The organism is Bradyrhizobium sp. WSM1417 (assembly GCF_000515415.1).
Lineage (GTDB): Bacteria > Pseudomonadota > Alphaproteobacteria > Rhizobiales > Xanthobacteraceae > Bradyrhizobium.
The window spans coordinates 6,062,892-6,085,127 of sequence record NZ_KI911783.1 but is presented as its reverse complement, the minus strand read 5'-3'; the positions used below and the strand labels follow the sequence as shown (position 1 = coordinate 6,085,127).

The following is a 22,236-nucleotide window of genomic DNA, read 5'->3' as shown; positions in this document are numbered from 1 at the left end:
CTTGCGGCCATGTCAGCCATGGATCGCAGCACGCGGAGGCCTTCGGCAGATGAGATCGCCGAGATCAACCGTACGCATCTGACCGACACGCCGCTGCGGCCGGCCGACCTGCTGTTCATATTCGGCACCCGCGAGGACGTCGGCTTGCGCGCCGATACTGCGGCGCGGCTGTGGCGCGAGGGCTTGTTCCGCTGGTCGATTGTCAGCGGCGGTCTGACGGCGGGCTCGGAGCAATCCGAGTGCACGATCATCAAGGCGGCGATGGTCGCGACGGGTATTCCGGCTGATCGAATTCTCGAGGAACATCGTGCCCAAAACACCGGCGAGAACGTGATCCTCTCGCTGCCGATCATTGACGCCGCGCTCGGGCTGCACAATGTCCGCAGCGTGATTTGCCTCGGCAACACCTGGACCGCGCGGCGTTATCCGATGACGCTGCACCGGCATTGGCCGGAGGTCGAGAAAATGCTGCTCACGGTCGACAGCTTTGTGACGCCGCGGACGCTCTGGCACACCGATCCCGAATTTCGCCGCCGCATGCTGCACGAATGGGACAAGATCGAGCCTTACAAGGCGAGGGGCTTCATCGCGGAATGGCCGGAGGCCTGAGCTTGGGGCAAGCGTGAGCTACTCCGTCGAGTCGAAATCCTCTTCCTTGGTGCCGAGCAGCGACGCGATCGTGCGCAGGCCGGAATCGAGCTGCTCGAACGAGGGCGGGGCGAGCGCGAGCCGCACTGCGTTCGGTGCGTGGCCATGGGCGATCGCGAAGGTCGAGGACGGTGTCAGCGCGATGCCGCGCCGTGCTGCTGCGGCGACGAAGGTCTGCGAGCGCCAGTGTGCCGGCAGCGTGAGCCAGAGGTGATAGGAGCGTGGATCGGCGGAGAGCTGGTAGCCGGCGAGCAGCCTTGCCGCGGCCTGCTGGCGGCGCGCGGCGTCGACGCGTTTCAGCCGCGTCAGCTCGGCGACGGTGCCGTCTGCCATCAGCCGCTGCCCGGACGCCAGCGCATGGCCGGACGCGATCCAGCCGCCGGTGCGGACCGCGCTCATCACGCTCTCACGCAATCGCGGCGGCGCGACTAGGATGCCGAGCGCAAGGCCCGGCGCGACCTTCTTGGACAGGCTGTCGATCACGATGCAGCGGTCGGGGTCGAGCGCGGCCAGCGGCGTGTCGTCGGCCAGGAAGCCGTAGACGGCATCCTCGATGATGGTGAGATCGAGCTTCTCGGCGACGCGCATGATGTCCGCGCGCCGTGTCGCGTTCATAGTGACGCCGAGCGGGTTCTGGATGATGGGCTGGAGATACAGCGCCGACAGATGCGCCTCGCGATGCGCCTTCTGGACGGCGTCGGGGCGCGCGCCAAATTCGTCGATCGGTATCGGGACCAGCGTCACGCCGAGCCGCGCGGCGATGCTCTTGACGTAAGGATAGGTCAGCGCCTCGACGCCGCAGCGGCCGCCGGTGGGAACGAGGGCTGCGAGGGCGGCCGCGAGCGACTGCTTGCCGTTGGCGGTGAAGACGATCTGCTCGGCCTGCGGCGCGAAATCCTTGCGCGCGAGATAGGCGGCGGCTGCATTACGCGCGCTCTTGGTGCCCGTGCTGGTGGAGACGCGCAGTGCGGATTCGAGCGCGTCGACGCGCTCGAGGCCCGCAAGGCTCTTGGCGATCATCGCCCATTGCTGCGGCAGCAGCGGATAATTGACCTCGAAATCGATCCGCGCGTCGCGCGGCTCGCTCAGCGCCTCGACCTCGCGCCTGATGGCGCCGGAGATGAAGGTGCCGCGGCCGACTTCGCCGACGACGAGGCCGCGGCGGAGCAACTCCGTATAAACCCGGCTCGCGGTCGAGACCGCAATGCCACGGTCATAGGCAAAATTGCGCTGCGGCGGCAGCCGGTCGCCCGGCCTTAACGTGCCGTTAGAGATATCGAGAGCAATGGCATCGGCAAGCTTCACGTATTCGAACTTGGACATTATTGCACCGAGAGCAATGTTTCACTTGCTCCGAGTAGTGTAGTGGAGCATTTAAGTTCCATCAAGCTTCACGATTGAGCCGAGGAGAGCGAGAGCAATCCGAGGCAAATGAGGTGCAGGCGCTCGGGCGCTTGCGCCAACGGCATCCGCTTCGCCGCGTGGACAACAGGCCGGAGAAGGACAATGACCACGATCTCGCAGACCGCCGGGCGGAGTTTACGCTCATCCTCGTCGGACGGATTTTTCCGCAAGCTGGCCCACGGCGCCTATGCGCTGTTCGACGCCCTGGAGCGCCGCTCCGCCGTCAAGACGCTGAACGACCTCGATGACCGCGCCTTGCGCGACATCGGGATCACGCGCAGCCAGATCGAGGACGCGGTCTACGGTCAGGCCAAAGCAGAGCTGACGCGGTATCTGTAAGCGCTTCGCTCTTGTCTCGGACGCGATGCGTCCGGGGCACCAGACTGAGTTTTCAAGCACACCTGCTTCGACATCGTCATTGCGAGCGCAGCGAAGCAATCCCAGAATCCCACCGCGGAAAGACTCTGGATTGCTTCGCTGCGCTCGCAATGACGGCGTTTGTGGGTAGCACTGTCGCTCCTTTAGCTCGCGCTTCATCGTAGATACAGCTTCGCATCCTCGCGGCTTGTTTCGCCCGAGCTTTGCTTCATCGCCTTGCCCTCAGTTGAAAGAGGGCGCAGGGAAGACCGGGCGCCGGCTGGCACCCGCGGTCCACTGTGCGAGGTTGCAGTAGGAAAATCTGCACAGCGGCATACAGGTGAAGCCAAAACGTCCGGCCTTCCCTGCGCAGCGGTTTTACGGCTTATGCCGTGCTCTCCCCGGGGAGCGATGCACTATTGCCCCCGTCGCCTCATGGATCGCTGATGCTGCGTGCCCGGTCGGGCCGCTACATCACCACAAGACTTGACGCACAGACCCCGGGCGTCAGGACGACACGGTTTTGCCGTACGCGGATCACACCGGTCGTGTGCGCGACGCTTTCGCTCACGGTTGCCCGCCCTGCGAAGCCATTCGCGCCGGTGTGGCCCAGCGTCCGCCGCTGTCCGGCCCGCGTTCGTGACGATCGCGATACGCCCCTCTTCCTTGGGCCGGGTTGCGGTGACACATACGTGATTTCCGAATTTCGGTAAAGTGGAATATTTTTGGCGGTGCGGGTTGACCGACAGCTTGGCTGTTTTGCCCGACGGGCAATGCAATGGTAGCCCGGATGAGCGAAGCGATATCCGGGAATCGTGACACGAGCTGTCCCGGGTCTCGCTTCGCTCACCCGGGCTACGAGCTTGTATATGGCTCAGGCGAAGGCCGCCTGGCCCCAAACACCGCCGAGAGCTCGATCGTCTTCGGAGTGCTCGGGCTTGCGGCGAGGTGGTGTCGCTGCGCCGCGTTGGCGCCGATGCCGGACATCCCGGCGCGGCAAATGTGCAGCGAAATTGCCTGCGAACCTGGCGATACGCGCGGCGGCCTGTTTAACGACGAACAGCATCGTCGTGACGCGGCTAAGCACGCCGAGCAGGATCAGCACCGAAAAGATGTCGATATAGGCGAGGAAGTCGCCGACGAGCATCAATTCCGGCGGGATTGGGATCCTGTGGTAGTAAGCCAGTACGAGGATCACGACGGGGATGAAGGCGATCACCTTCCGCACCGTCAGCCTGTCCAGCAGTGCGGCCAGTTGCACGACCAGCACCTCCCATAAAGCACCGCCGATCGCGAGCGGGATCTCGTACGTCCATCTCCGCCACCATTGCCTCACGACATTGCTCCGACCTTCAGTGCCTCACTACCAGCACCGAGCATTTTGCGTAGCGCACGACATGCCCGGCATTGGAGCCCAGGAAATAGGTGCGCATCGCCGGCCGGTGCGAGGTCATCACGATCAGGTCGGCCTTCATGTGCACGGCTTCCTCCAGGATCTCGTGGTAGATGCCGCCCTGGCGCACCACGCTGGAGATGCGGGAAGGCTCGATGCCGGACTCGCGTGCGACGATGGCGAGGGCTTCTTCCGAGGTCTGGCGCTGCTGTTCGTCAAAATCGGCCGGCACGTATTCGGCCAGCATCACCGGCGTCATCGGCAGCACGTTGAGCAGGCGCACCACGCCGCTCCAGGTCTCCGACAGCGTTGCCGCGGTCGCGATCGCCGGCTTGGCCAGGTCGGTGTCGGCGAGGTCGATGGGCACGAGGATGGACTTGAACATCTGCGCCTCCAAATCTTCCAGTCAGGACGTCTTGCTGGCACGTCGCGCGATCAACCCGATCGAAGCAGCCTTAACTTCGAAGCAGCTTTGGACTGACGAACAGCACCAGCTTGCCGCGGCGGTAAGCCACGTCACCCCAATCCTTGACGTCAAAATCGAAGATCGCAAGCCCCGACGTGGGCAGGTTGTCGGTGAGCGCCTTGGCGGCGGCTGGATCGCCGCCGCCTGTCAGCATCAGGGCGATCTCGTGCATCCCCGGATTGTGGCCGACCAGCAGCAATTGTCTTGGATCAGCCGGAATGGTTGCAGTGCGAATGGATTCCAGGATCTGGGCGGGATCGGCGGCGTAGAGTTCCGGCAGGACCTCCACCTGCGGCGCGGCGACGCGGTCCTTCATGGTCTCCCAGGCAATGTCCCAGGTCTGCCGGGCCCGGACGGCATGCGATACCAGTACGGCCTCGGGAAACGGGGGATGGGAGGCCATCCAGTCGCCGATCTCGGCGGCATCCTTGTGGCCGCGGTCGTCGAGCCGGCGGTCCTGGTCGCGGCCGCTCGGCGCGTCGGTCTCGGTCTTGGCGTGACGCAGCAGCATCAAACGGCGCATGGCACTCTCGAATCGTTACGCGTCCAGAATAATCTACAGGTGCCGGTTGAGGGCAAGGTGACAAGGGCCTGCACGGTCCTCTAAAGCGCGATGAGATTAGGACAAATTCCCATCGCGCTTTAAATTTTTGTTTTGAGCATGGTCTTTTCGGAAAACCGCTGCACACTTTTCCGGATCATGCTCTAAGAAACGACATGAGCGAGACTTTCACAAGCGTGTCCCAGGAAGAAGCCGGCTTTCGTGAACGCGCGCGACTGTCGTTTGATCTCGACGCCGACATCTGCGTGATCGGGGCGGGGCTTGCAGGGCTCTCCATCGCGCTGGAGGCGGCCCGGCTGGGGGCCAGTGTCGCCGTGCTCGAGGGCCGCCATATCGGCTGGAACGCTTCCGGCAACCAGCTCGGCACCGTGATGCCGGGCTTCGCGCTGCCGCTCGCCGAGCTGATCGAGCGGATCGGCTTCGAGGACGCGCGGGAATTGTGGACGCTGTCGAAAGAGGGCGCCGAGTTCGTCCGGGCCAACGCCACCGAGGAGAACATGCCCGGGATCGGCCCGACCGACGGCGTGCTCGAGGTCTCCAACGTCGATGCCGGCGACCGGCTGATCAGCCGCTTGCAGATGCTGAACGAGGATTTCGACACCGAGGCCGAGGGCTGGCAGGTCGATCGCGTCCGCGCGGTGCTCAAGACCGATCACTACTTTCACGGCGTCTACTATCCCAAGGCCTTCCAGGTCGACGGCCGCAAATATGTGCATGGGCTTGCGGCGCTGGCGCGGCGCGCAGGCGCCCGCATCTTCGAGGATACGCCGGTGGTCAGCATCGATCATTCCGGCATCCGCAAGCGGATCGTCACGCCGTCGGCGCGGCTGCGCGCTACCCATATCGTGCTCGCCGGCAACATCCATCTCGGTGCGCCGTTGCGGCGCCTGTCGGAAACGCTGCTGCCGGTCTGGCGCTATGCCGGCATCACCGCGCCGCTCGGCGAGCGCGTGCACGAGATCATCGCCTTCAAGGGATCGGTGATGGATTCCGACGGCGTCGATCATTTCCGGATCGTCGACGGCGACCGGCTGATGTGGGAAAGTCCGGAGACCACCTGGGCCGCGCGGCCGCAGCGCTTGGCAGGCGCCGTCAGGCGGCGGATCCGGTCGATCTTCCCTCAGTTCGGCAATGTCGAGATCACCGACATGTTCGGCGGCGCCACGGGCCAGACCGTGCATGGCATGCCGCAGATCGGCCAGTTGCGCAAAGGCCTGTGGGTGGCAAGCGGGTTTGGCCGCCAGGGCATGAACATCTCGGCCATGGCCGGGCAGATGATCGCGCGCAGCATCCTGTGGGGCGACGAGCGCTGGAAGCTGTTCTCACCGTTCGAGCTGGTCTGGGCGGGGGGAACGACGGGGCGGGTTGCCGGGCAATTGGTCGGAATCTGGGGTAGGGCGAGTTCCGCCGCCGCAGGCTCGCTTGCCCGCTACCGCGAGCGTGCCAGGGTCAAGGACCGGGAACGCGAGGCGCGGCTGGCCGAAGCCAACCGGGCCGCCGGGACCGGTCCGCGCCGTCCGCTGCCCGGGGTTCGGCCCCGGCCGGCCCCACCGCCGAAGCCTGTGGCGGAAGCCGCGGAACCGGTCCCGCAGGACGACGGCGCCTCGCGATAAGGTGAGAAAAACTCCGCCCGGACGTGTAACGTCGGCCGTGAGAGCCCGTATCTCAGGGCGTAGACGCTCCCGCATGGAGAATGAGATGTTTGACCGCCGCATCCTGTTGACGACTGTCGCCGGCCTGTTCGGCCTTGCGGCCTTCCGCTGGCTCAGAGCATCGCCCGCGGAGGCTGGAGAGAAAGCCGCGCAGAAATTCGAGATCGAGAAGACGGACGCCGAATGGCGTGCCCAGCTCACGCCGCAGCAATATGAGATCCTGCGCAAGGAGGGCACCGAGCGGCCGGGCTCCAGCCCGCTGCTCAAGGAGCACCGCAAGGGCATCTTCGCCTGCGCCGGCTGCGACCTGCCGCTGTTCGCCTCCGACACCAAATTCGAGAGCGGCACGGGCTGGCCGAGCTTCTACCAGCCGATCGAGGGCAATGTCGGCAAGACCGAGGACCGGACCTACGGCATGCTCCGCACCGAGGTGCATTGCCGGCGCTGCGGCGGCCATCTCGGCCACGTCTTCGACGACGGTCCGAAGCCGACCGGATTGCGCTACTGCATCGACGGTTTCGGGCTGGTCTTCCATCCCGCGGCGGCGTCCGCAACCTAGGTTTCGTCCCGGCAATTGTTGCCGCTCCCGGCAATTGTGCCCCGGTCATCAGACCGGGGCTTTTTCGTTAAACGATTGATTTCATGAGAAAACCCGCATTGGCATAGCCCTTGCGACAGTCTCCTCCGACTGCGGCCATGGTCGACCGGCCGCCGAGATCGGATCTGGAGACAAAGTTATGGGTATCTTCGATGCAATGAACACCTCTGTGGGTGGCCTGCAGGCGCAGTCCTACGCGCTGCAGAACATTTCCGGCAACATCGCGAACTCATCCACCACCGCCTACAAGGGCATCGGCACCAGCTTCGTCGATCTCATTCCCGACTCTTCGGTCCCGAGCAAGCAGGTCGCGGGCGGCGTGACAGCCAACGCCAAGGCCACCATCACCACGCAGGGTACCATCTCGGGCTCCAGCGTCGCCACCAACATGGCGATCACCGGTGACGGCTTCTTCTCGATCCAGAAGGCGACGGGCGTCGTCGACAACGCGCCGGTGTTCAGCGGCGTCACCTATTACACGCGGCGTGGCGACTTCCAGCTCAATGCCAACGGCAATCTGGTCAACGGCGCCGGCTACTATTTGATGGGTGTTACGGTCGACCCGAAGACCGGCAACCCGCAAGGCAACGTTGCGACAGTATTGAAATTCCAGAACAACTTCATTCCGGCGCAGGCGACCACCTCGATCCAGTACGCGGCGAACCTGCCGACCCAGCCGAACACCGTGGCGAGCACGACGGCGGCGACCAAGACGCTGCTGGCGGCCGGCGGACTGAACCCATCGGACTTCGCGGCCAACCCGCTGCCGGTCGGCACGCCGCCTCCGCCCTATGCAAACGCCACAACGTCCGGCGCTGCCGCAACCGGCAATATCCGCTCGCCGTACTCGTCGACCACTGCGACCGGCACAGCGGCGCTCCAGAACAACTCTGCGGCGGTCGCATCGACCACAACTTCGCTCGACAACGCCCTGGGTACGCATCTCGCCTCCACCACCCTCACCGCGCTCAGCGGCCAGGTGCTGACCGTCAACGGCAACACGATCACGTTCAACGGCGGCACCACCGTCACGACGGCCGGCAGCAACACCACGATCGGTCTCGGCGCGGGCACGACTGCCACGGTGGCCAGCATCATCTCCGCCATCCAGTTGGCCGGCGGCCCCGGCGTTACCGCATCGCTCAACCCCAGCGGCAACATCGTGATCTCCAGCGGCACCAGCACCGACGTACCGGTTGGTAGCGGCCAGGCGGCCACGGCGCTCGGCATCAGCAGCGTAACGCGCGGCGGCAACGTGCTGTCCTCCCCAGCAATCTCGGGCGCCACGGTGCTGAGCGGCGCGGCGGCGGCCGGCGGCGCCGAGGTGATCACATCGGGCTTCTCCGCCGGCGACGTCATCACGGTCAATGGTCAGCCGCTGACCTTCATGGCCTCCGGCGCGTCAGGCCCGAACCAAATCAACGTCACCGACAACATCACGATGCTGCTCGGCAAGATCGACGCGCTCTCCGGTGCAACGGGGTCGTCGGTCAGCAGTGGCGGCGTGATCACGCTGAACACCGGCACAGCTTCCAACCTGACGGTGGCGAGCTCCAACAGCGCAGCCTTCGCCGCGCTCGGCTTCACCTCGACCATCACCAAGAATCGTGACGGTGGTGGCGTTGCCGGTACCGGCGGCGTGATCGGCAATGACATCGCCACCTTCACCAAGGAATCGATCAGCGGTGGCGCGGTGACCGCCTACAACGCGGCCGGCACGCCGGTGAACCTGCAACTGCGCTGGGCCAAGACCGACAGCGCCTCGCTGGGCGCGGGCCATGCCGATAGCTGGAACATGTTCTACCAGACCGACCCGAATGCGACCGGCACGACCGTCGGCTGGGTCAATACCGGCCAGGCCTTCACCTTTGCCGCCGACGGCTCGCTGACCTCGCCGAGCGGCTCGGGTATCACCATCAACAATGTCAGCGTCAGCGGCCAATCGCTGGGCTCGGTCTCTTTCAACATCTCCTCGGGCGGACTGACGCAATATGCCAGCACCAGCGGCGCGGTCACCATCAACACCATCACCCAGAACGGCTATGCCGCCGGTCAGCTTCGCTCGGTCGCCGTCAACAACAACGGCCTCGTGGTCGGTACTTTCTCCAACGGCCAGAACCTCGACCTCGCACAGGTCTCGTTGTCGCACTTCAACGGCACCAACTACCTGAAGGCGCAGGACGGCGGCGCTTACTCAGCGACCGAACAGTCGGGCGCCGCGATCGATGGCGCTTCCGGTTCGATCAGCGGCTCGTCGCTGGAAGGCTCGAACACCGACATCGCCGACGAATTCACCAAGCTGATCGTGACCCAGCAGGCCTATTCGGCCAACACCAAGGTGATCACGACGGCGAATACGATGGTGCAGGACCTCTTGAACGTGTTGCGCTGATTGGGGCGTGACGTAACCAAAGGCGGCAAGTCAACATGGGTTTGAGTTCAGCCCTCGCCAGTGCGATGAGCGGTCTGCGTGCCAATCAGGCTGCGCTCTCGATCGTTTCCTCGAACGTCGCCAACTCGCAGACGCCGGGTTACGTCGTCCAGACGCCGAACCAGATCGAGGTCACCACCGGCGACTTCGGCTCGACGGTGACGACGACCGGCGTCAGCCGCGAGCTCGACACCTATGTGCAGAAGCAGCTGCGCACCGAGACCGGCGGCGGCGGCTACGCCGACCAGATGGCCAACATTCTGAAGCAGCTTCAGAATGTCTATGGCACGCCCGGCAACAGCGGTACGCTCGAAACCGCGCTGAACAGTTTCACCACGGCGCTGCAGGCGTTGTCGACCAACGCGGGCTCGTCGTCGGCCCAAACGGTTGCGCTCGGCGCCGCGCAGACGCTGGCGCAGCAGCTCAACCTCACCACCAAGGGCATCCAGTCGCTGCGCTCCAACGTCGAGCAGGATCTCAGCACCTCGGCGCTAGCTGCCAACGCGGCAATGCAGCAAGTCGCCGACATCAACTCCAAACTCCAGGGCCTGTCGGAACACGACCCCTCGGCCGCGACGCTGATGGACCAGCGCGACCAAGCCATCAACAATCTGTCGAAATATGTCGACGTCCACGTCACCACCGACGGGTCCAATCAGGCCAACATCTACACCACCACCGGCATCCAGCTGGTCGGCGCCGGGCTGGCCTCGCAATTCACCTTTGCGTCCGCCGGCGCGCTGTCGGCGACCTCGCTCTACAACATCGATCCGGCCAAATCCGGCGTCGGCGCGTTCAACATCAAGCTCCCGAACGGATCGTCGGTCGACGTCGTCGCCAACAACGTGGTGTCTTCGGGCCAGATCGCGGCCGATCTGAAGCTGCGCGACCAGACACTGGTGCAGGCGCAGAACCAGATCGACCAGTTCGCCGCCACGATGTCGAGCGCGTTGTCGGACAAGACCACGGCCGGCAGCACGGTCACCGGCCCGCCGGCCGGCTTCGATCTCGACCTTGCCGGGGCGGCGCCGGGCAACAGCGTCAACTTCAGCTACACCGACACGACCACCAACACGAAGCGACAGGTCACGCTGGTCAACGTGACTGATCCGGCGGCGCTGCCGCTGCAGAACCCCACCAACGCCAATCCGATGCAGATCGGGGTGAACTTCTCCGGCGGCATGAGCGCGATCGCCTCGGCGCTCAACACCGCGCTTTCCGGCTCGCATCTGTCGTTCGCCGCCGCCCCGTCGCCGGCGACGGCCTCCACATTGCGGGTGACCGACGACAACAGCGGCCTCGCCAAGGTCAATTCGGCCTCGATCACCAAGACGATCTCGTCGCTGACCTCGGGCAGTCCGCAATTGCCGCTGTTTACCGATGGCGGGCAGGCGCTCTACACCGGCGCGATCACGGCATCGGGTTCGCAGATGACCGGCCTTGCCGGGCGCATCGCCGTGAACACGCAGCTCGCCACCGATCCGACCAGGCTGTCGGTCTACAACACCTCGCCGGTGACTCCCACCGGCGACACCACGCGCTCGGACTATCTCTACTCGCAGCTCACCTCGGCGGTGTTCTCCTATTCGCCGCAATCCGGTTTGGGATCGGCGAGCCAGCCCTTCACCGGCAGCGTCTCGAACTACCTCCAGCAGTTCCTGAGCGTCCAGGCCAATGCCGCGACCCAGGCGACCCAGCTCCAGCAGGGCCAGAGCGTCGTGGTCTCGACACTACAGGCCAAGTTCAACTCGACCGCCAGCGTCAACCTGGACTCGGAGATGTCGAACCTGATCCAGCTGCAGAATGCCTATGCCGCCAACGCTCATGTCATGTCGGTGGTGCAGAGCATGATGAATACGCTGCTCCAGGCTCAAGTGTAACAAGTAACAGGGCTCTGAAACATGTCGATCAGCAGCATCAACTATTCCTCGTCGGTTCTCGGCTCGCAGATCCGCAACATCAACCAGCAGCTCACCGATCTGTCGACGCAGCTCTCGACCGGCAAGCTGTCACAGAACTATTCCGGCATGGGGACCAACGAGGGCTTTGCGATCGCCGGGCGCGCGCAGCTCTCCAACATCGCGGCCTATACCGACACGATGACCAACGTCAACGTCAGCATCAACCTCGCAAATACGGCTTTGCAGTCGCTGACCACGATCCGCAACACGGTGCAGACGGGCTCGGCCAACACCGCGCAGGATCTCAACGTCAACGGCCAGACGGTTGCGCAGAACACCGCAGCCGCGCAATTCGGCTCGATGGTCGGCGTTCTCAACACGCAATCCGGCAACCGCTATCTGTTCTCCGGCACCGCCTTCAACACGCCGTCGGTCGCGAATGCCGGCGACATCATCAACGGCACCACGACGCAGGCGGGCTTCAAGACCGTCATGGCGGAGCGCCAGGCCGCCGACCTCGGCGCCAACGGCATGGGCCGTTTGGTGCTGGCGACGCCACAGCCGACGCCAAGCTCGGTGAAGGTTTCTGAGGACGCGCCCGCATCGCCATTCGGCCTGAAGATCGCCGCAGTCTCCTCGACGCTGACCGGCGCGACGGTCACCGGCCCGAGCGGCTCGCCGGTGTCGTTCTCGGTCGACCTCAACGGCGTCAATCCGAAAAATGGCGACAAGCTCAGCGTGCAGTTCACGCTGCCCGACGGCTCGACCGAGCAGATCGACCTGACGGCGTCCACCGCTACACCGACGCCCGTCGGCAGCTTTGCGATCGATGCAAGCGTCCCGGTCAACCCGAACAACACCGCGACCAACCTCAATACCGCGCTAAACACCGCGATCAAGAAGCTTGCCGGCACCTCGTTGGTAGCGGCCTCCGCCGTCACCGCCGGCGACAACTTCTTCAATACGGCGGGATCAGCCACCGCGAATGTGGCGGCCACCGGCAATCTGCGCTCCTATACCTCGACGACCGGGACGGGCTCGGTCGCGTTGCAGGACAGCGCGCCGGCGGCTGCGTCGACGACCACGTCGCTCGATCCTTCGGCGACACCCCATCTCAATGGAGCCATTCTCACCGCGCTCGCCAACGCTCCGACCGGTACCACCCTGACCATCACCGGCGCGAGCGGCGCCCATACCATTACCTTCGACCCTACCGTCACCACGGTCGCGACGGCCAGCGGCAATACCACGATCGGATTGGCTTCGGGCAGCGCCGCGAACGTGTCTGATATCTTGAATGCAATCGCGACGGCCGCCGGCATCCCCGCCGCCAACGTGACTCTGAGCGCCGGCGGCAATATCCAGATCGCGACCGGCACCGGCACGGACGTCGCGGTCACCGGCGGCGCAGCGGCCACGGCGCTCGGTCTCAGCAGCGTGACGCGCGGCAGCGTGGCGTCGACGCCTCAGATCACCGGTTCAACTGTGCTGAGCGGCACTGCGACCACGGGCGGCCCGGAAGTCCTCTCAGCGGCGTTCCAGGCGGGGTCGGCGGGTCCGCCTGTCGTTAATCCCGATACGATCACGGTGAACGGTCAGACGCTGACTTTTGTCGCCTCGGGCGCCAGCGGCTCGAACCAGATCAACATCACCGACGACATCACAACTCTGCTTGGCAAGATCGATCAGATCACCGGCACCACGAAGCCGTCGACCATCCATGGCGGCGTGATCACGATCAACACCGACGATCCCGGGAGCCTCAACATCACGAGCTCGAACAGCACGGCGTTCGCGGCGCTCGGCTTCACGACCTCCCCGGTCACGGCGGCAAAGGCTCCGCTGCGCGTCGGCTCTTCGCCCCTCGGCTCGGCGACGACGCTGGTGAACGGCTCGGCCACCACCGTGCAATGGTACCTGGGCAATGACGGCCCCGGCTCGCCGCGCTCCACCGCGATGGCCCGGGTCGATGATTCCGTCACGGTGCAGTATGGCGCGCAGGCGAACGAGGACGCGATCCGCAAGCAGCTGCAGGCGGTCGCCGTGTTCGGGACGTTCTCGACCTCGCCGACCGGGCAATATTCGGGCGGGCAGGTCGCCGCGCTGAGCCTGCGGGTGACGCAGGCCCTGACCAAGCAGCCCGGCCAGCAGCGCATCGAGGACATCCAGACCGACCTCGCGATGGCCCAGAACACGATGAAGGACGCAGGCACGCGCCAGACCCAGGCCAAGGCGCAGCTCCAGACCATCATCGACCAGGCGGAATCGGCCTCGCCGGACCAGGTCGCGAGCGAGATCCTGTCGCTCCAGAACGCGCTGCAGGCGTCCTACCAGGTGACCTCGAACCTCTCGCAGCTCTCGCTCGTCAAGTTCCTGTAAGGGTGCGTTAAGGCGCCGTTAACCATGCCTCTTTACCTCTTGGTGAGGATTGGAGCGGGGCGGAGCCGTCAATGTCGGACAAGATGCAGCTGGTGGTGGCGACGCCCTGTTTCGGCGGGCAGGTGTCGAGCATCTACGCCAGCTCGATCTTCGCGCTCCAGCGCGCCGTGCATGGCGTGCCCAATCTCGAGCTCACGGTGCTGCTGCGCGATGGAGACGCGCTGATCACGCGCGCGCGGGCCAACCTGGCCGCGATGTTCCTGGACGATCCCAAGGCGACGCATTTCCTGTTCATCGACGCCGACATCGGATTCAAGCCCGAGCAGGTGTTCCGGCTGATCGAGTGCGGCGCGGACGTCGTTGCCGGCTGCTATCCGATCAAGCGGGTCAACTGGGACAAGGCGAAGCGGGCGATCCAGGCCGGCCGGGCCGATGTGCCGGCCGCCTCGCTCGACTATGTGCTCGAGATCGAGGACCCCGATCGCATCGTGGTGGTCAACGGTTTTACCCGCGTTCGCTACGCCGGGACCGGTTTCCTGATGATCCGGCGCCACGTGCTGGAGACGATGTGCCGTCATCCGGACTATGCGGCCCTGCAGTTCTTCCGCGAGCATTCGCACGATACCCTGGCGGGGAGCCGCAACCGCTTCGCGCTATTCGAGTGTATGATCGACCCCGCCACCGGCACCTATCTTTCCGAGGACTTCGCCTTCTGCAAGCGCTGGACCGATATCGGCGGCGATATCTGGGCCGACATCCAGAGCTCGCTCGATCACGTCGGGCCGTCGGTGTTCCGCGGCGACGTCGCTTCGCAATTCGCAGCCGCGCCGGCGGCGGCCGATGCGGCGTGAGCCTTTCGGGATGAACGTCGGCGCCTCCCGTGTGTCGGGCACGGATCGCGCCTTCGACGGCGGCTCGCGCTATCGCCTGCGCGATCTCTTCACGCCGCTGGATACGTTGCTGATCTCTGGTGGAGACCTACGGCTGGCGCTCGACCCGAGTGATCGCGTCAACGCCTATGGCTGTGCGGCCTCGCCGAAGCCGGAGATCTGGAATTTCGCCTCCTCGACCGCCTCGACCATCTCGCAAGCCGCCTATGACCGCGCCGCCCTGGCGCGCGAAGAACTGATGCACAGGTGCCTTTTCGACGAGGTCGAGATCGCGTTCGACGCGCGCTGCGAGGACATGCGCGAGGAATTGCGCAGCCATCTCCAGCTCCCGCCGCGTGTCGATATCGTGTTCTCGCCGTCCGGCACGGATTCCCAGCTCCACGCGTTGTTCCTGGCGCGCGCGGTGCTCGGCGCCTCGCCGGTGACGATCGTGGTCGGCGCCGACCAGACCGGCAGCGGCACGGTCCATACCGCGCGCGGACATCATTTCAGCGCGATGAAGGCAAGCGGCATTGTCGTGCGCAAGGATGCCGCGGTCGCGGGCCTCGCCGGCGACAGCATCGCGGTGCCGCTGCTCGATGTCGCGTCCGGCCTCGCGATGTGCGCCGATGCAGATGCTGCGGTCATGCGTGCCGTCGAGAACAGCCTCGCGCAAGGCCGCCGCGTTCTGTTGCAGATCATGGATTCGTCAAAACTCGGCTGGCGCGCGCCGAGTGCTGCCTGCCTCGATGAGATCGCGCGGCGCTGGCCGCGCAAGGTTCAGGTGGTGGTCGATGCCTGCCAGGCGCGGCTCGGCCGCCGCCGGCTGCGCTGCTATCTCGATCGCGGCTTTATGGTGCTGATGACCGGCTCGAAGTTTTTCGGCGGGCCGGCCTTCAGCGGTGCGCTGCTGGTGCCGAAAGGTCTGTCGCGGTCACTCGGCCGGATCGGCACGATTGCGCCCGGCATCTTCGACTATGCCGGCCGCTGCGACTGGCCGATGGCCTGGACGGCACTGCGCTCGCGCTTCGAGCGCCGGCCGAATTTCGGTCAATGGCTGCGCTGGGAGGCGGCGCTCAGCGAGATCGGCAGCTATTATGCCGTGCCCGGCGCGTTTCGCGCCAGGGCGCTGGCCGAGCTTGCCGCCGGCATCGACAGCATGATCGCGTTGTCGCCGGCGCTTCGCGCCGTTCCAAGCGCAATCGAGACGAGCGTCGCGGACGACGAGGAGTTCGCGCAACGTTCGATCTTTCCATTCACGCTGCTGCGCGAGGGCAAGCCTGTCTCGATCGCCGAGACCGGCGCCGTTCATCGCGCGCTGGAGCGCGACATCAACCAGGAGATCGGCGGCAGCGCGGCGGACCGGCAGGTCGCCGCGCAGCGCTGTCTCATTGGACAGCCGGTCAGGCTGGAGCGGCCGGACGATGCGCGCAGGCCGTGCTGCGCCTCTGTGTGGGCGCGCGGCTCGTCACCGAAGCCTGGTCCGCCGACGCCGCGCAGGCGCAACACAATTTGCAGCACATTCTCGATCGTATCGCTCACGTCCTGGCTAAGATCGAACTGCTGCTTGACCGTGCCGCTGCTGCGGCCATGCCGGAAAAATCCGCGTTCGAGGTTTGAGATGCAGCATTCCGTTTCCACGCCGAACTATTCCGACCGCATCGGCTTTGCGCAGTTGACGCGCCGGGCCTTCGAGGGCGGCGATTTGCACCCGCTACGCGAACATCTTCTGGCGCGGATCGCGGAGGGGACGGCTGAGGCCGGCGAGGGCCTGGATCTGTCGCTGATCGCCCAGCTCCTCGGCGAGAAGGAGGCCGGGCTGGTGATCCAGAGCGAGGTGCTCTCCTTCCACCAATTGTTTCGTACCCCTTGCGCGGTCGCGAAGCCCCGCCTGCGGGTGCTCGCGCTCGCGGCTGACATCGACATGGGCGGCAATACCCCGATCGAATTCCTGCTCGAAGGCTCCGATATCGAGCTGCTGACGCTCTACGTCATCAAGGGCGTCGGCCTTCCCGAGACGTTGCCCGAGCACGACATCGCCATCGTGGTCGCTTCTGATTCCGAGGAATGCCGTGAGACACTCGCCGCCATCAAGCAGGCCGCGCCGCGCTGGCCGCGGCCACTGCTCAATCGTCCAGAGCTGATCGGCAATCTCGATCGCGACAAACTGTTCCGGTTGCTGGCGGGCATCCCCGGTCTCGACATTCCCGTGACCGCGCACGCGACGCGCGCGCAGTTGTTGGAGCTTTCGCAAGGCAAGATCGCCTGCGAGAGCATTACGGGGGAGCTGCGCTTTCCGATGATCGTGCGGCCACGCGGCACGCATGCCGGTGTCGGGCTCGCGAAGATCGACGATGCCGCGGCGCTCAAAGCCTACCTTGCCGAGCGCGAGGAGCAGAACTTCTTCGTCGCGCGCTTCGTCGATTATGCGAACCCCGACGGGCTCTATCGCAAATATCGCCTCGCCATGGTCGACGGCAAGCCTTACGCCTGCCACATGGCGATCGCGGACCGCTGGGACATCTGGTATCTCAACGCCTACATGGCGTTCAGCGAGGAGAAGCGAGCCGAAGAAGCCGCCTTCATGCTCGACTTCGACGGCGCTTTCGCTGCGCGTCATCGCAGCGCGCTTGACGAGATGAGCAAGCGTGTCGGCCTCGACTATTTCATCGTCGATTGCGCCGAAAACAGCAACGGCGAACTGCTGGTGTTCGAAGCCGACAACACCGCTGTCGTGCACAACATGGATCCGCCCGCCGTGTTTCCCTACAAGCCGCCGCAGATGCGCAAGATTTTCGCGGCATTCACGACGATGCTGTCGCGGCACGCAAGAGCGGGTGAGGGGAGTGCAGCATGAACGAGATCATTCGCAACACGCAAAGCTCCGTCACGCACACTTCGCTCGATCCGCAGGACTGGAGCGAGTTTCGCGCGCTCGCCCATCGCATGCTCGACGAGACGATCGACAGCATCGCCAACGTTCGCGCGCGTCCGGTGTGGCAGCCGATTCCCGACGGCGTCCGCGCGGCATTCGAGGCCGACGTGCCGCGCGAGGCGAGCAATCTCGCCGACGTCTATCGCGACTTCTCCGAACATGTCGCGCCCTATGCGACCGGGAACGTCCATCCCGGTTTCATGGGCTGGGTGCATGGCGGCGGCACCGCGGTCGGCATGGTCGCGGAAATGCTCGCGGCAGGCCTCAACGCCAATCTCGGCGGCCGCGATCACATGCCGATCGAAGTCGAGCGCCAGATCGTCCGCTGGATGCGCAGCCTGTTCGCCTTCCCGGAAAGCGCGAGCGGCATCTTCGTGACGGGCACGTCGATGGCCAATCTGATGGCCGTGCTGGTGGCACGTACGAGCGCGCTCGGCGCGCTGGCGCGGCAATACGGCATCGGCAATGACGGTGCGCTTCTCACCGCCTATACATCGCAGGCCGCGCATGGCTGCGTCTCGAGGGCGATGGACATCGCCGGCCTCGGGACCGATGCGCTGCGCAAGATCGGCGTCGATGCCGAGCATCGCATGGACGTTGCCGCGCTACGTGCGCAGATCGCGATCGATCGCGAGGTCGGCTTCAAACCGTTCCTGGTCGTCGCATCCGCCGGTACTGTCGATATCGGCGCGGTCGACGATCTCAAGGCGATCGCGCAGCTGTGTGGCGAGGAGGGAATCTGGTTTCACATCGATGGCGCCTTCGGTGCGCTCGCGGTCCTGTCCCCCGAACTTGCGCCGCTGCTCGGCGGCATCGAGCTTGCGGATTCCATTGCGCTGGACTTCCACAAATGGGGACAAGTGCCTTATGACGCCGGCTTCCTGCTGGTGCGTGACGGCGAGCAGCATCGGCAGGCCTTTGCGCAGCCCGCGGCCTATCTGCGCCGCGAGGCGAGGGGACTTGCGGCCGGCGCGATCTGGCCCTGCGATCTCGGCCCCGATCTGTCGCGCGGCTTCCGTGCACTGAAGACCTGGTTCACGCTGAAGACGTTCGGCACAAATCGGCTCGGTGCGGTGATCGCGCGAAGCTGTGCGCTGGCGAAATATCTGGAGACGCGCGTTCTCGCCGAGCCGCGGCTGGAATTGCTGGCGTCGGTCAATCTCAACATCGTCTGCTTCCGTTACCGCGCCGCCGACGAGGTCAATCGCGAGATCGTTGCCGACATCCAGGAGTCCGGTATCGCGGCGCCCTCGAGCACGACGCTGGACAGCAGGTTTGCGATCCGCGCCGCGATCGTCAATCACCGCACCGAGGAGAGGGATATCGATGCGCTGGTCGCGGCCGTGCTGGAGTTCGGTGCCCGGCGCAGCGGCGGCGTGATCGAGGTCGAGGCACCGCCGCTCGCGGCGCAGTGATGGCGGTTCCTTCAAAACAAAACCGCCCCGGACCTGGTCCGGGGCGGTTTTGTTTCAGATGTTGGGAAGTGCTCAGGCGGCCGAGCTGACGTCGCTCTTGAGATGGCTGGCTTCGTACTGGTCGCGCAGCTTGTCTTCATAAGCGATCAGCTTGCGAGCCTCCTTGAGCGCCCTGTAGAGGTCGCCGCTCATGATGTTGTTGTTGATGCCCTCGATGATCGGCCAGGAGCTGGGCACCGCGGTGACGATGTCACGCACGAGGTTGAAATAGGTGCCGTGCTGGGTCTGCGGGTCCGGCGAGATGTACATGAGCTGCACCGCTAAATAGACGAGCTTGGCCGGCGTATCGGCGGTCTCCGGCGTGAGGATGTCGCGCTCGCGCAGAATCGGCACGTTCTCGCCGTCGATCAGAAGACGCGCGCGCTGATCCGTGTTGGTGATCACCGAATTGCCTACGATGATGCGTTCGTGTGGTTTGAGTTCGACCTTGAGAGCCATGCCTGTTCTCCATCAACCCTTTTGTAACGAGCCTCGTGCGTGCCCCCGCTGACGGCTGCCGGCTCTGATTTGGGTCCAATCCTTGCTCAATGTGGTTAACGGGTTGTAAACGCCGGCCGCCGTCGTGGAAACGTGAAGGATTTCAAGGCGCTGGTTCCGGGCTAAATTTCGGACTGGCGCCTTCGGACCGGGTTTGAAGGCCTGAAGCAGACAAACCCGGAGTTTCATTTCACGGATTGTTAGAGGCTTGGACGCAACCGTCCGCCCGTCGTTTGATCAATCTCGGTCAGACAGGACGCGTAGCTACCAGAAAGGTAACAGTATGTCCGGTATCGTTCTCTCCTCTTCGGTTCGCCAGAACCTGCTCTCCCTCCAGTCCACCGCCGACCTCCTCGCCACCACCCAGTCCCGCCTGTCGACTGGCAAGAAGGTGAACTCGGCGCTCGACAACCCCACCAACTTCTTCACGGCACAGTCGCTCGACAACCGCGCCAGCGACATCAACAATCTGCTCGATGGCATTGCCAACGGCGTGCAGGTGCTTCAGGCCGCCAACACCGGCATCACCTCGCTCCAGAAGCTGCTGGACTCCGCCAAGTCGATCGCCAACCAGGCGCTGCAGACCACGGTCGGTTACTCGACCAAGTCGAACGTCTCGACCACGATCGCCGGCGCGACTTCTTCCGACCTGCGCGGCACCACGACCTACTCCAGCGCGACCGCGCTCTCCAACGTGCTGTTCTCCGGCGCGGCTGGCGGCGTGACGGCGGCGACCGGCACCACCACTCTCGGCGGCACCATCGGGGCAGTCACCGGCAGCGTTGTGAACGACAACCAGGGTACGCCCGCTGCAATCTCCGCGACCACGCTGCTCTACGGTGACGGCGCCGCCCCGGCGACTGGAGGTCTGAGCCTGATTGGCGCCACGCAGTTCACCGACGGCTCGAGCTTCACCGTCAACGGTCACTCGATCACCTTCAAGACAGGCGCTGCTCCGACCGCGGCGACTGTTCCGAGCGGCTACGGCATCAGCGGCAATGTCGCTGCTGACGGCAGTGGCAACTCGATCATCTATCTTGGTTCGGGTGCGGCGAACTCGACGGCGACCGTCGGCGATGTCCTCACCGCAATCGACCTCGCCAGCGGCGTCAAGAACGCTGTCGTCGCCGCGGGTGCTGCAACGATCACGACCAACACCAGCCAGACCCCATCGGCGATCGCAGCCGGCAAGATCACCCTCGAAACCTCGACGGGCGCCGATCTCAGCGTCACCGGCAAGGCCGACCTGCTGAAGACTCTCGGTCTGACCGGTGCCACCGGCTCCGGCAATGCAACGGTCACCGCGAGCCGCACGACGGCTACGGGCAGCCTTGCCTCGCTGATCAACGATGGTTCGACGCTAAACGTCAACGGCAAGACCATCACGTTCAAGAACGGCGGTACGCCCGCTGCTGCGAACGTGCCGACCGGATCTGGCGTCACCGGCAACGTCGTCACCGACGGCAGCGGCAACTCGACCGTGTACCTGAACAAGGGCACCGTCGCCGACATCCTGACCGCCGTTGATCTCGCCACCGGCGTGCAGACGGCGTCCAACGCCAGCGGTACGGCGACCCTGAGCACTGCCACCGGCCAGACGGCGTCTTCGATCGTCGCCGGCGCTCTGCACATCTCGACCGGTGCCAATGCGGATCTGTCGGTCACCGGCACGGGCAATGCGCTGTCCTCGCTCGGTCTGACCGGTTCGACCGGCACCGGAACCGCCTTCACCGCAAGCCGTTCTGCGGCGTCGGGCGGCGTCTCGGGCAAGACCTTGACCTTCTCCGCCTTCAACGGCGGCGCGGCGGTCAACGTCACCTTCGGCGACGGCACTGGCGGCACGGTCAAGACGCTCGATCAGCTCAACACGGCTCTTCAGGCCAACAACCTGAGCGCCACGATCGACGCCAATGGCCTGCTCACGGTCTCGGCGACCAACGACTACGCCTCCTCGACGATCGGTTCGGCTGCTGCGGGTGGCACCATCGGTGGCACGCTCACATCGGCGCTGACGTGGTCGAACGCCACCTCTCCGGTTGCGGATGCTGTTGCCCAGGCTACCCGTACCAACCTGGTGTCCCAGTACAACAACATCCTGACGCAGATCGACACGACCTCGCTGGATGCTTCGTTCAACGGCGTCAACCTGCTGAACGGCGACCAGCTCAAGCTGGTGTTCGACGAAACCGGCAAGTCCAACCTCAACATCACCGGCGTGACCTTCAACTCGAAGGGTCTGGGTCTGGCCGGCCTGGTGCAGGGTACCGACTTCATCGACAACGCCGCGACCAACAAGGTACTCACCAGCCTGAACTCGGCCTCGAGCACCCTGCGCTCGGAAGCTTCGACCCTCGGTTCGAACCTCTCCATCGTGCAGGTGCGTCAGGACTTCAACAAGAACCTGATCAACGTGCTGCAGACCGGTTCGTCCAACCTGACTCTGGCGGACACCAACGAGGAAGCGGCCAACAGCCAGGCGCTGTCGACCCGCCAGTCGATCGCGGTGTCCGCGCTGTCGCTGGCCAACCAGTCGCAGCAGAGCGTGCTGCAGCTGCTCCGCTAATAGCGGCTGACATCGCAATCAAGACATGGCGGCGGGGCTTCGGCCCCGCCGCTTTCTTTTTGCGCGCTCCGATGGAGAGGCAAACCGTCAGCTCGAAAAGTAACCGTTGGTTATGGTTAACGAGAG

Annotated in this window: 16 protein-coding genes and 1 pseudogene; 12 read left to right on the top strand and 5 right to left on the bottom strand. The window is 64.9% G+C overall.

What is annotated here, in order from left to right; translation table 11 throughout:
- Window positions 1–9: 9 nt before the first annotated feature.
- Window positions 10–609, top strand: coding sequence for a YdcF family protein (locus BRA1417_RS0129995; RefSeq protein ID WP_027518947.1), 600 nt, complete (start codon window positions 10–12; stop codon window positions 607–609).
- Between the two features lie 18 nt (window positions 610–627).
- On the opposite strand, the gene BRA1417_RS0129990 is transcribed toward BRA1417_RS0129995, so the two are convergent.
- Window positions 628–1,971, bottom strand: a complete 1,344-nt coding sequence (locus tag BRA1417_RS0129990; protein WP_027518946.1) for a PLP-dependent aminotransferase family protein — start codon at window positions 1,969–1,971, stop codon at window positions 628–630.
- A 183-nt stretch (window positions 1,972–2,154) separates the two neighbouring features.
- On the opposite strand from BRA1417_RS0129990, the gene BRA1417_RS0129985 reads away from it, so the two are divergent.
- Window positions 2,155–2,391, top strand: coding sequence for a DUF1127 domain-containing protein (locus BRA1417_RS0129985; protein ID WP_027518945.1), 237 nt, complete (start codon window positions 2,155–2,157; stop codon window positions 2,389–2,391).
- A gap of 892 nt (window positions 2,392–3,283) precedes the next feature.
- Here the strand turns inward: BRA1417_RS0129985 and BRA1417_RS0129980 are convergent.
- From BRA1417_RS0129980 to BRA1417_RS0129970, 3 genes are all read right to left on the bottom strand, one after another.
- Entirely contained in the window at window positions 3,284–3,745 is a 462-nt protein-coding gene (locus BRA1417_RS0129980) for a hypothetical protein (protein ID WP_027518944.1), read from the bottom strand.
- Between the two features lie 16 nt (window positions 3,746–3,761).
- Entirely contained in the window at window positions 3,762–4,187 is a 426-nt protein-coding gene (locus BRA1417_RS0129975; RefSeq protein WP_027518943.1) for a universal stress protein, read from the bottom strand.
- 70 nt (window positions 4,188–4,257) lie between these two features.
- Window positions 4,258–4,791, bottom strand: a complete 534-nt coding sequence (locus BRA1417_RS0129970) for a histidine phosphatase family protein (protein WP_027518942.1) — start codon at window positions 4,789–4,791, stop codon at window positions 4,258–4,260.
- Between the two features lie 194 nt (window positions 4,792–4,985).
- On the opposite strand from BRA1417_RS0129970, the gene BRA1417_RS0129965 reads away from it, so the two are divergent.
- The 9 genes and pseudogenes from BRA1417_RS0129965 to BRA1417_RS0129925 all read left to right on the top strand — a co-directional run bounded on the left by BRA1417_RS0129965 (window position 4,986) and on the right by BRA1417_RS0129925 (window position 19,010).
- Window positions 4,986–6,443 (top strand): FAD-binding oxidoreductase, encoded by a 1,458-nt coding sequence (locus BRA1417_RS0129965; protein WP_027518941.1) that lies wholly within the window; start codon window positions 4,986–4,988, stop codon window positions 6,441–6,443.
- Between the two features lie 85 nt (window positions 6,444–6,528).
- The gene (gene msrB, locus BRA1417_RS0129960) at window positions 6,529–7,041 is read left to right on the top strand and encodes a peptide-methionine (R)-S-oxide reductase MsrB (protein WP_007612345.1); all 513 of its coding nucleotides are present in this window, start codon (window positions 6,529–6,531) and stop codon (window positions 7,039–7,041) included.
- 178 nt (window positions 7,042–7,219) lie between these two features.
- The gene (locus BRA1417_RS0129955) at window positions 7,220–9,472 is read left to right on the top strand and encodes a flagellar hook-basal body complex protein (RefSeq protein ID WP_027518940.1); all 2,253 of its coding nucleotides are present in this window, start codon (window positions 7,220–7,222) and stop codon (window positions 9,470–9,472) included.
- 35 nt (window positions 9,473–9,507) lie between these two features.
- Complete coding sequence (gene flgK / locus BRA1417_RS0129950) at window positions 9,508–11,391, top strand: flagellar hook-associated protein FlgK (protein ID WP_027518939.1); 1,884 nt, start codon at window positions 9,508–9,510, stop codon at window positions 11,389–11,391.
- 21 nt (window positions 11,392–11,412) lie between these two features.
- A complete protein-coding gene (locus tag BRA1417_RS0129945; RefSeq protein ID WP_027518938.1) occupies window positions 11,413–13,791 on the top strand; it encodes a flagellar hook-associated protein in 2,379 nt (792 codons plus the stop codon).
- A gap of 71 nt (window positions 13,792–13,862) precedes the next feature.
- Window positions 13,863–14,642: a hypothetical protein gene (locus tag BRA1417_RS0129940; RefSeq protein WP_027518937.1), complete on the top strand. Its 780-nt coding sequence runs from the start codon at window positions 13,863–13,865 to the stop codon at window positions 14,640–14,642.
- Window positions 14,632–16,280, top strand: a pseudogene (locus tag BRA1417_RS40990) (hypothetical protein). The gene BRA1417_RS0129940 and the pseudogene BRA1417_RS40990 overlap by 11 nt, the downstream one beginning before the upstream one ends.
- A gap of 1 nt (window position 16,281) precedes the next feature.
- Window positions 16,282–17,517, top strand: coding sequence for a RimK family alpha-L-glutamate ligase (locus tag BRA1417_RS0129930; RefSeq protein ID WP_027518936.1), 1,236 nt, complete (start codon window positions 16,282–16,284; stop codon window positions 17,515–17,517).
- A complete protein-coding gene (locus BRA1417_RS0129925; RefSeq protein WP_027518935.1) occupies window positions 17,514–19,010 on the top strand; it encodes an aspartate aminotransferase family protein in 1,497 nt (498 codons plus the stop codon). The genes BRA1417_RS0129930 and BRA1417_RS0129925 overlap by 4 nt, the downstream gene beginning before the upstream one ends.
- A 72-nt stretch (window positions 19,011–19,082) precedes the next feature.
- Here BRA1417_RS0129925 and flbT read toward each other — a convergent pair whose 3' ends face one another.
- Window positions 19,083–19,508, bottom strand: a complete 426-nt coding sequence (gene flbT, locus BRA1417_RS0129920; RefSeq protein WP_027518934.1) for a flagellar biosynthesis repressor FlbT — start codon at window positions 19,506–19,508, stop codon at window positions 19,083–19,085.
- Between the two features lie 322 nt (window positions 19,509–19,830).
- Between flbT and BRA1417_RS0129915 the strand changes: the two genes are divergently transcribed.
- Window positions 19,831–22,110: a DUF1522 domain-containing protein gene (locus BRA1417_RS0129915; RefSeq protein ID WP_027518933.1), complete on the top strand. Its 2,280-nt coding sequence runs from the start codon at window positions 19,831–19,833 to the stop codon at window positions 22,108–22,110.
- The last annotated feature ends 126 nt before the right edge of the window (window positions 22,111–22,236 follow it).

What these genes read in the sequence shown, in the direction of transcription:
- BRA1417_RS0129975 (WP_027518943.1), bottom strand. Translation starts at nt 4,187, where the DNA reads ATGTTCAAGTCCATCCTCGTGCCCATCGACCTCGCCGACACCGACCTG.
- BRA1417_RS0129915 (WP_027518933.1), top strand. Translation starts at nt 19,831, where the DNA reads ATGTCCGGTATCGTTCTCTCCTCTTCGGTTCGCCAGAACCTGCTCTCC.
- BRA1417_RS0129955 (WP_027518940.1), top strand. Translation starts at nt 7,220, where the DNA reads ATGGGTATCTTCGATGCAATGAACACCTCTGTGGGTGGCCTGCAGGCG.
- BRA1417_RS0129940 (WP_027518937.1), top strand. Translation starts at nt 13,863, where the DNA reads ATGTCGGACAAGATGCAGCTGGTGGTGGCGACGCCCTGTTTCGGCGGG.
- BRA1417_RS0129995 (WP_027518947.1), top strand. Translation starts at nt 10, where the DNA reads ATGTCAGCCATGGATCGCAGCACGCGGAGGCCTTCGGCAGATGAGATC.
- BRA1417_RS0129925 (WP_027518935.1), top strand. Translation starts at nt 17,514, where the DNA reads ATGAACGAGATCATTCGCAACACGCAAAGCTCCGTCACGCACACTTCG.
- BRA1417_RS0129970 (WP_027518942.1), bottom strand. Translation starts at nt 4,791, where the DNA reads ATGCGCCGTTTGATGCTGCTGCGTCACGCCAAGACCGAGACCGACGCG.
- flgK (WP_027518939.1), top strand. Translation starts at nt 9,508, where the DNA reads ATGGGTTTGAGTTCAGCCCTCGCCAGTGCGATGAGCGGTCTGCGTGCC.
- BRA1417_RS0129965 (WP_027518941.1), top strand. Translation starts at nt 4,986, where the DNA reads ATGAGCGAGACTTTCACAAGCGTGTCCCAGGAAGAAGCCGGCTTTCGT.
- BRA1417_RS0129930 (WP_027518936.1), top strand. Translation starts at nt 16,282, where the DNA reads ATGCAGCATTCCGTTTCCACGCCGAACTATTCCGACCGCATCGGCTTT.
- BRA1417_RS0129945 (WP_027518938.1), top strand. Translation starts at nt 11,413, where the DNA reads ATGTCGATCAGCAGCATCAACTATTCCTCGTCGGTTCTCGGCTCGCAG.
- BRA1417_RS0129990 (WP_027518946.1), bottom strand. Translation starts at nt 1,971, where the DNA reads ATGTCCAAGTTCGAATACGTGAAGCTTGCCGATGCCATTGCTCTCGAT.
- flbT (WP_027518934.1), bottom strand. Translation starts at nt 19,508, where the DNA reads ATGGCTCTCAAGGTCGAACTCAAACCACACGAACGCATCATCGTAGGC.
- msrB (WP_007612345.1), top strand. Translation starts at nt 6,529, where the DNA reads ATGTTTGACCGCCGCATCCTGTTGACGACTGTCGCCGGCCTGTTCGGC.
- BRA1417_RS0129985 (WP_027518945.1), top strand. Translation starts at nt 2,155, where the DNA reads ATGACCACGATCTCGCAGACCGCCGGGCGGAGTTTACGCTCATCCTCG.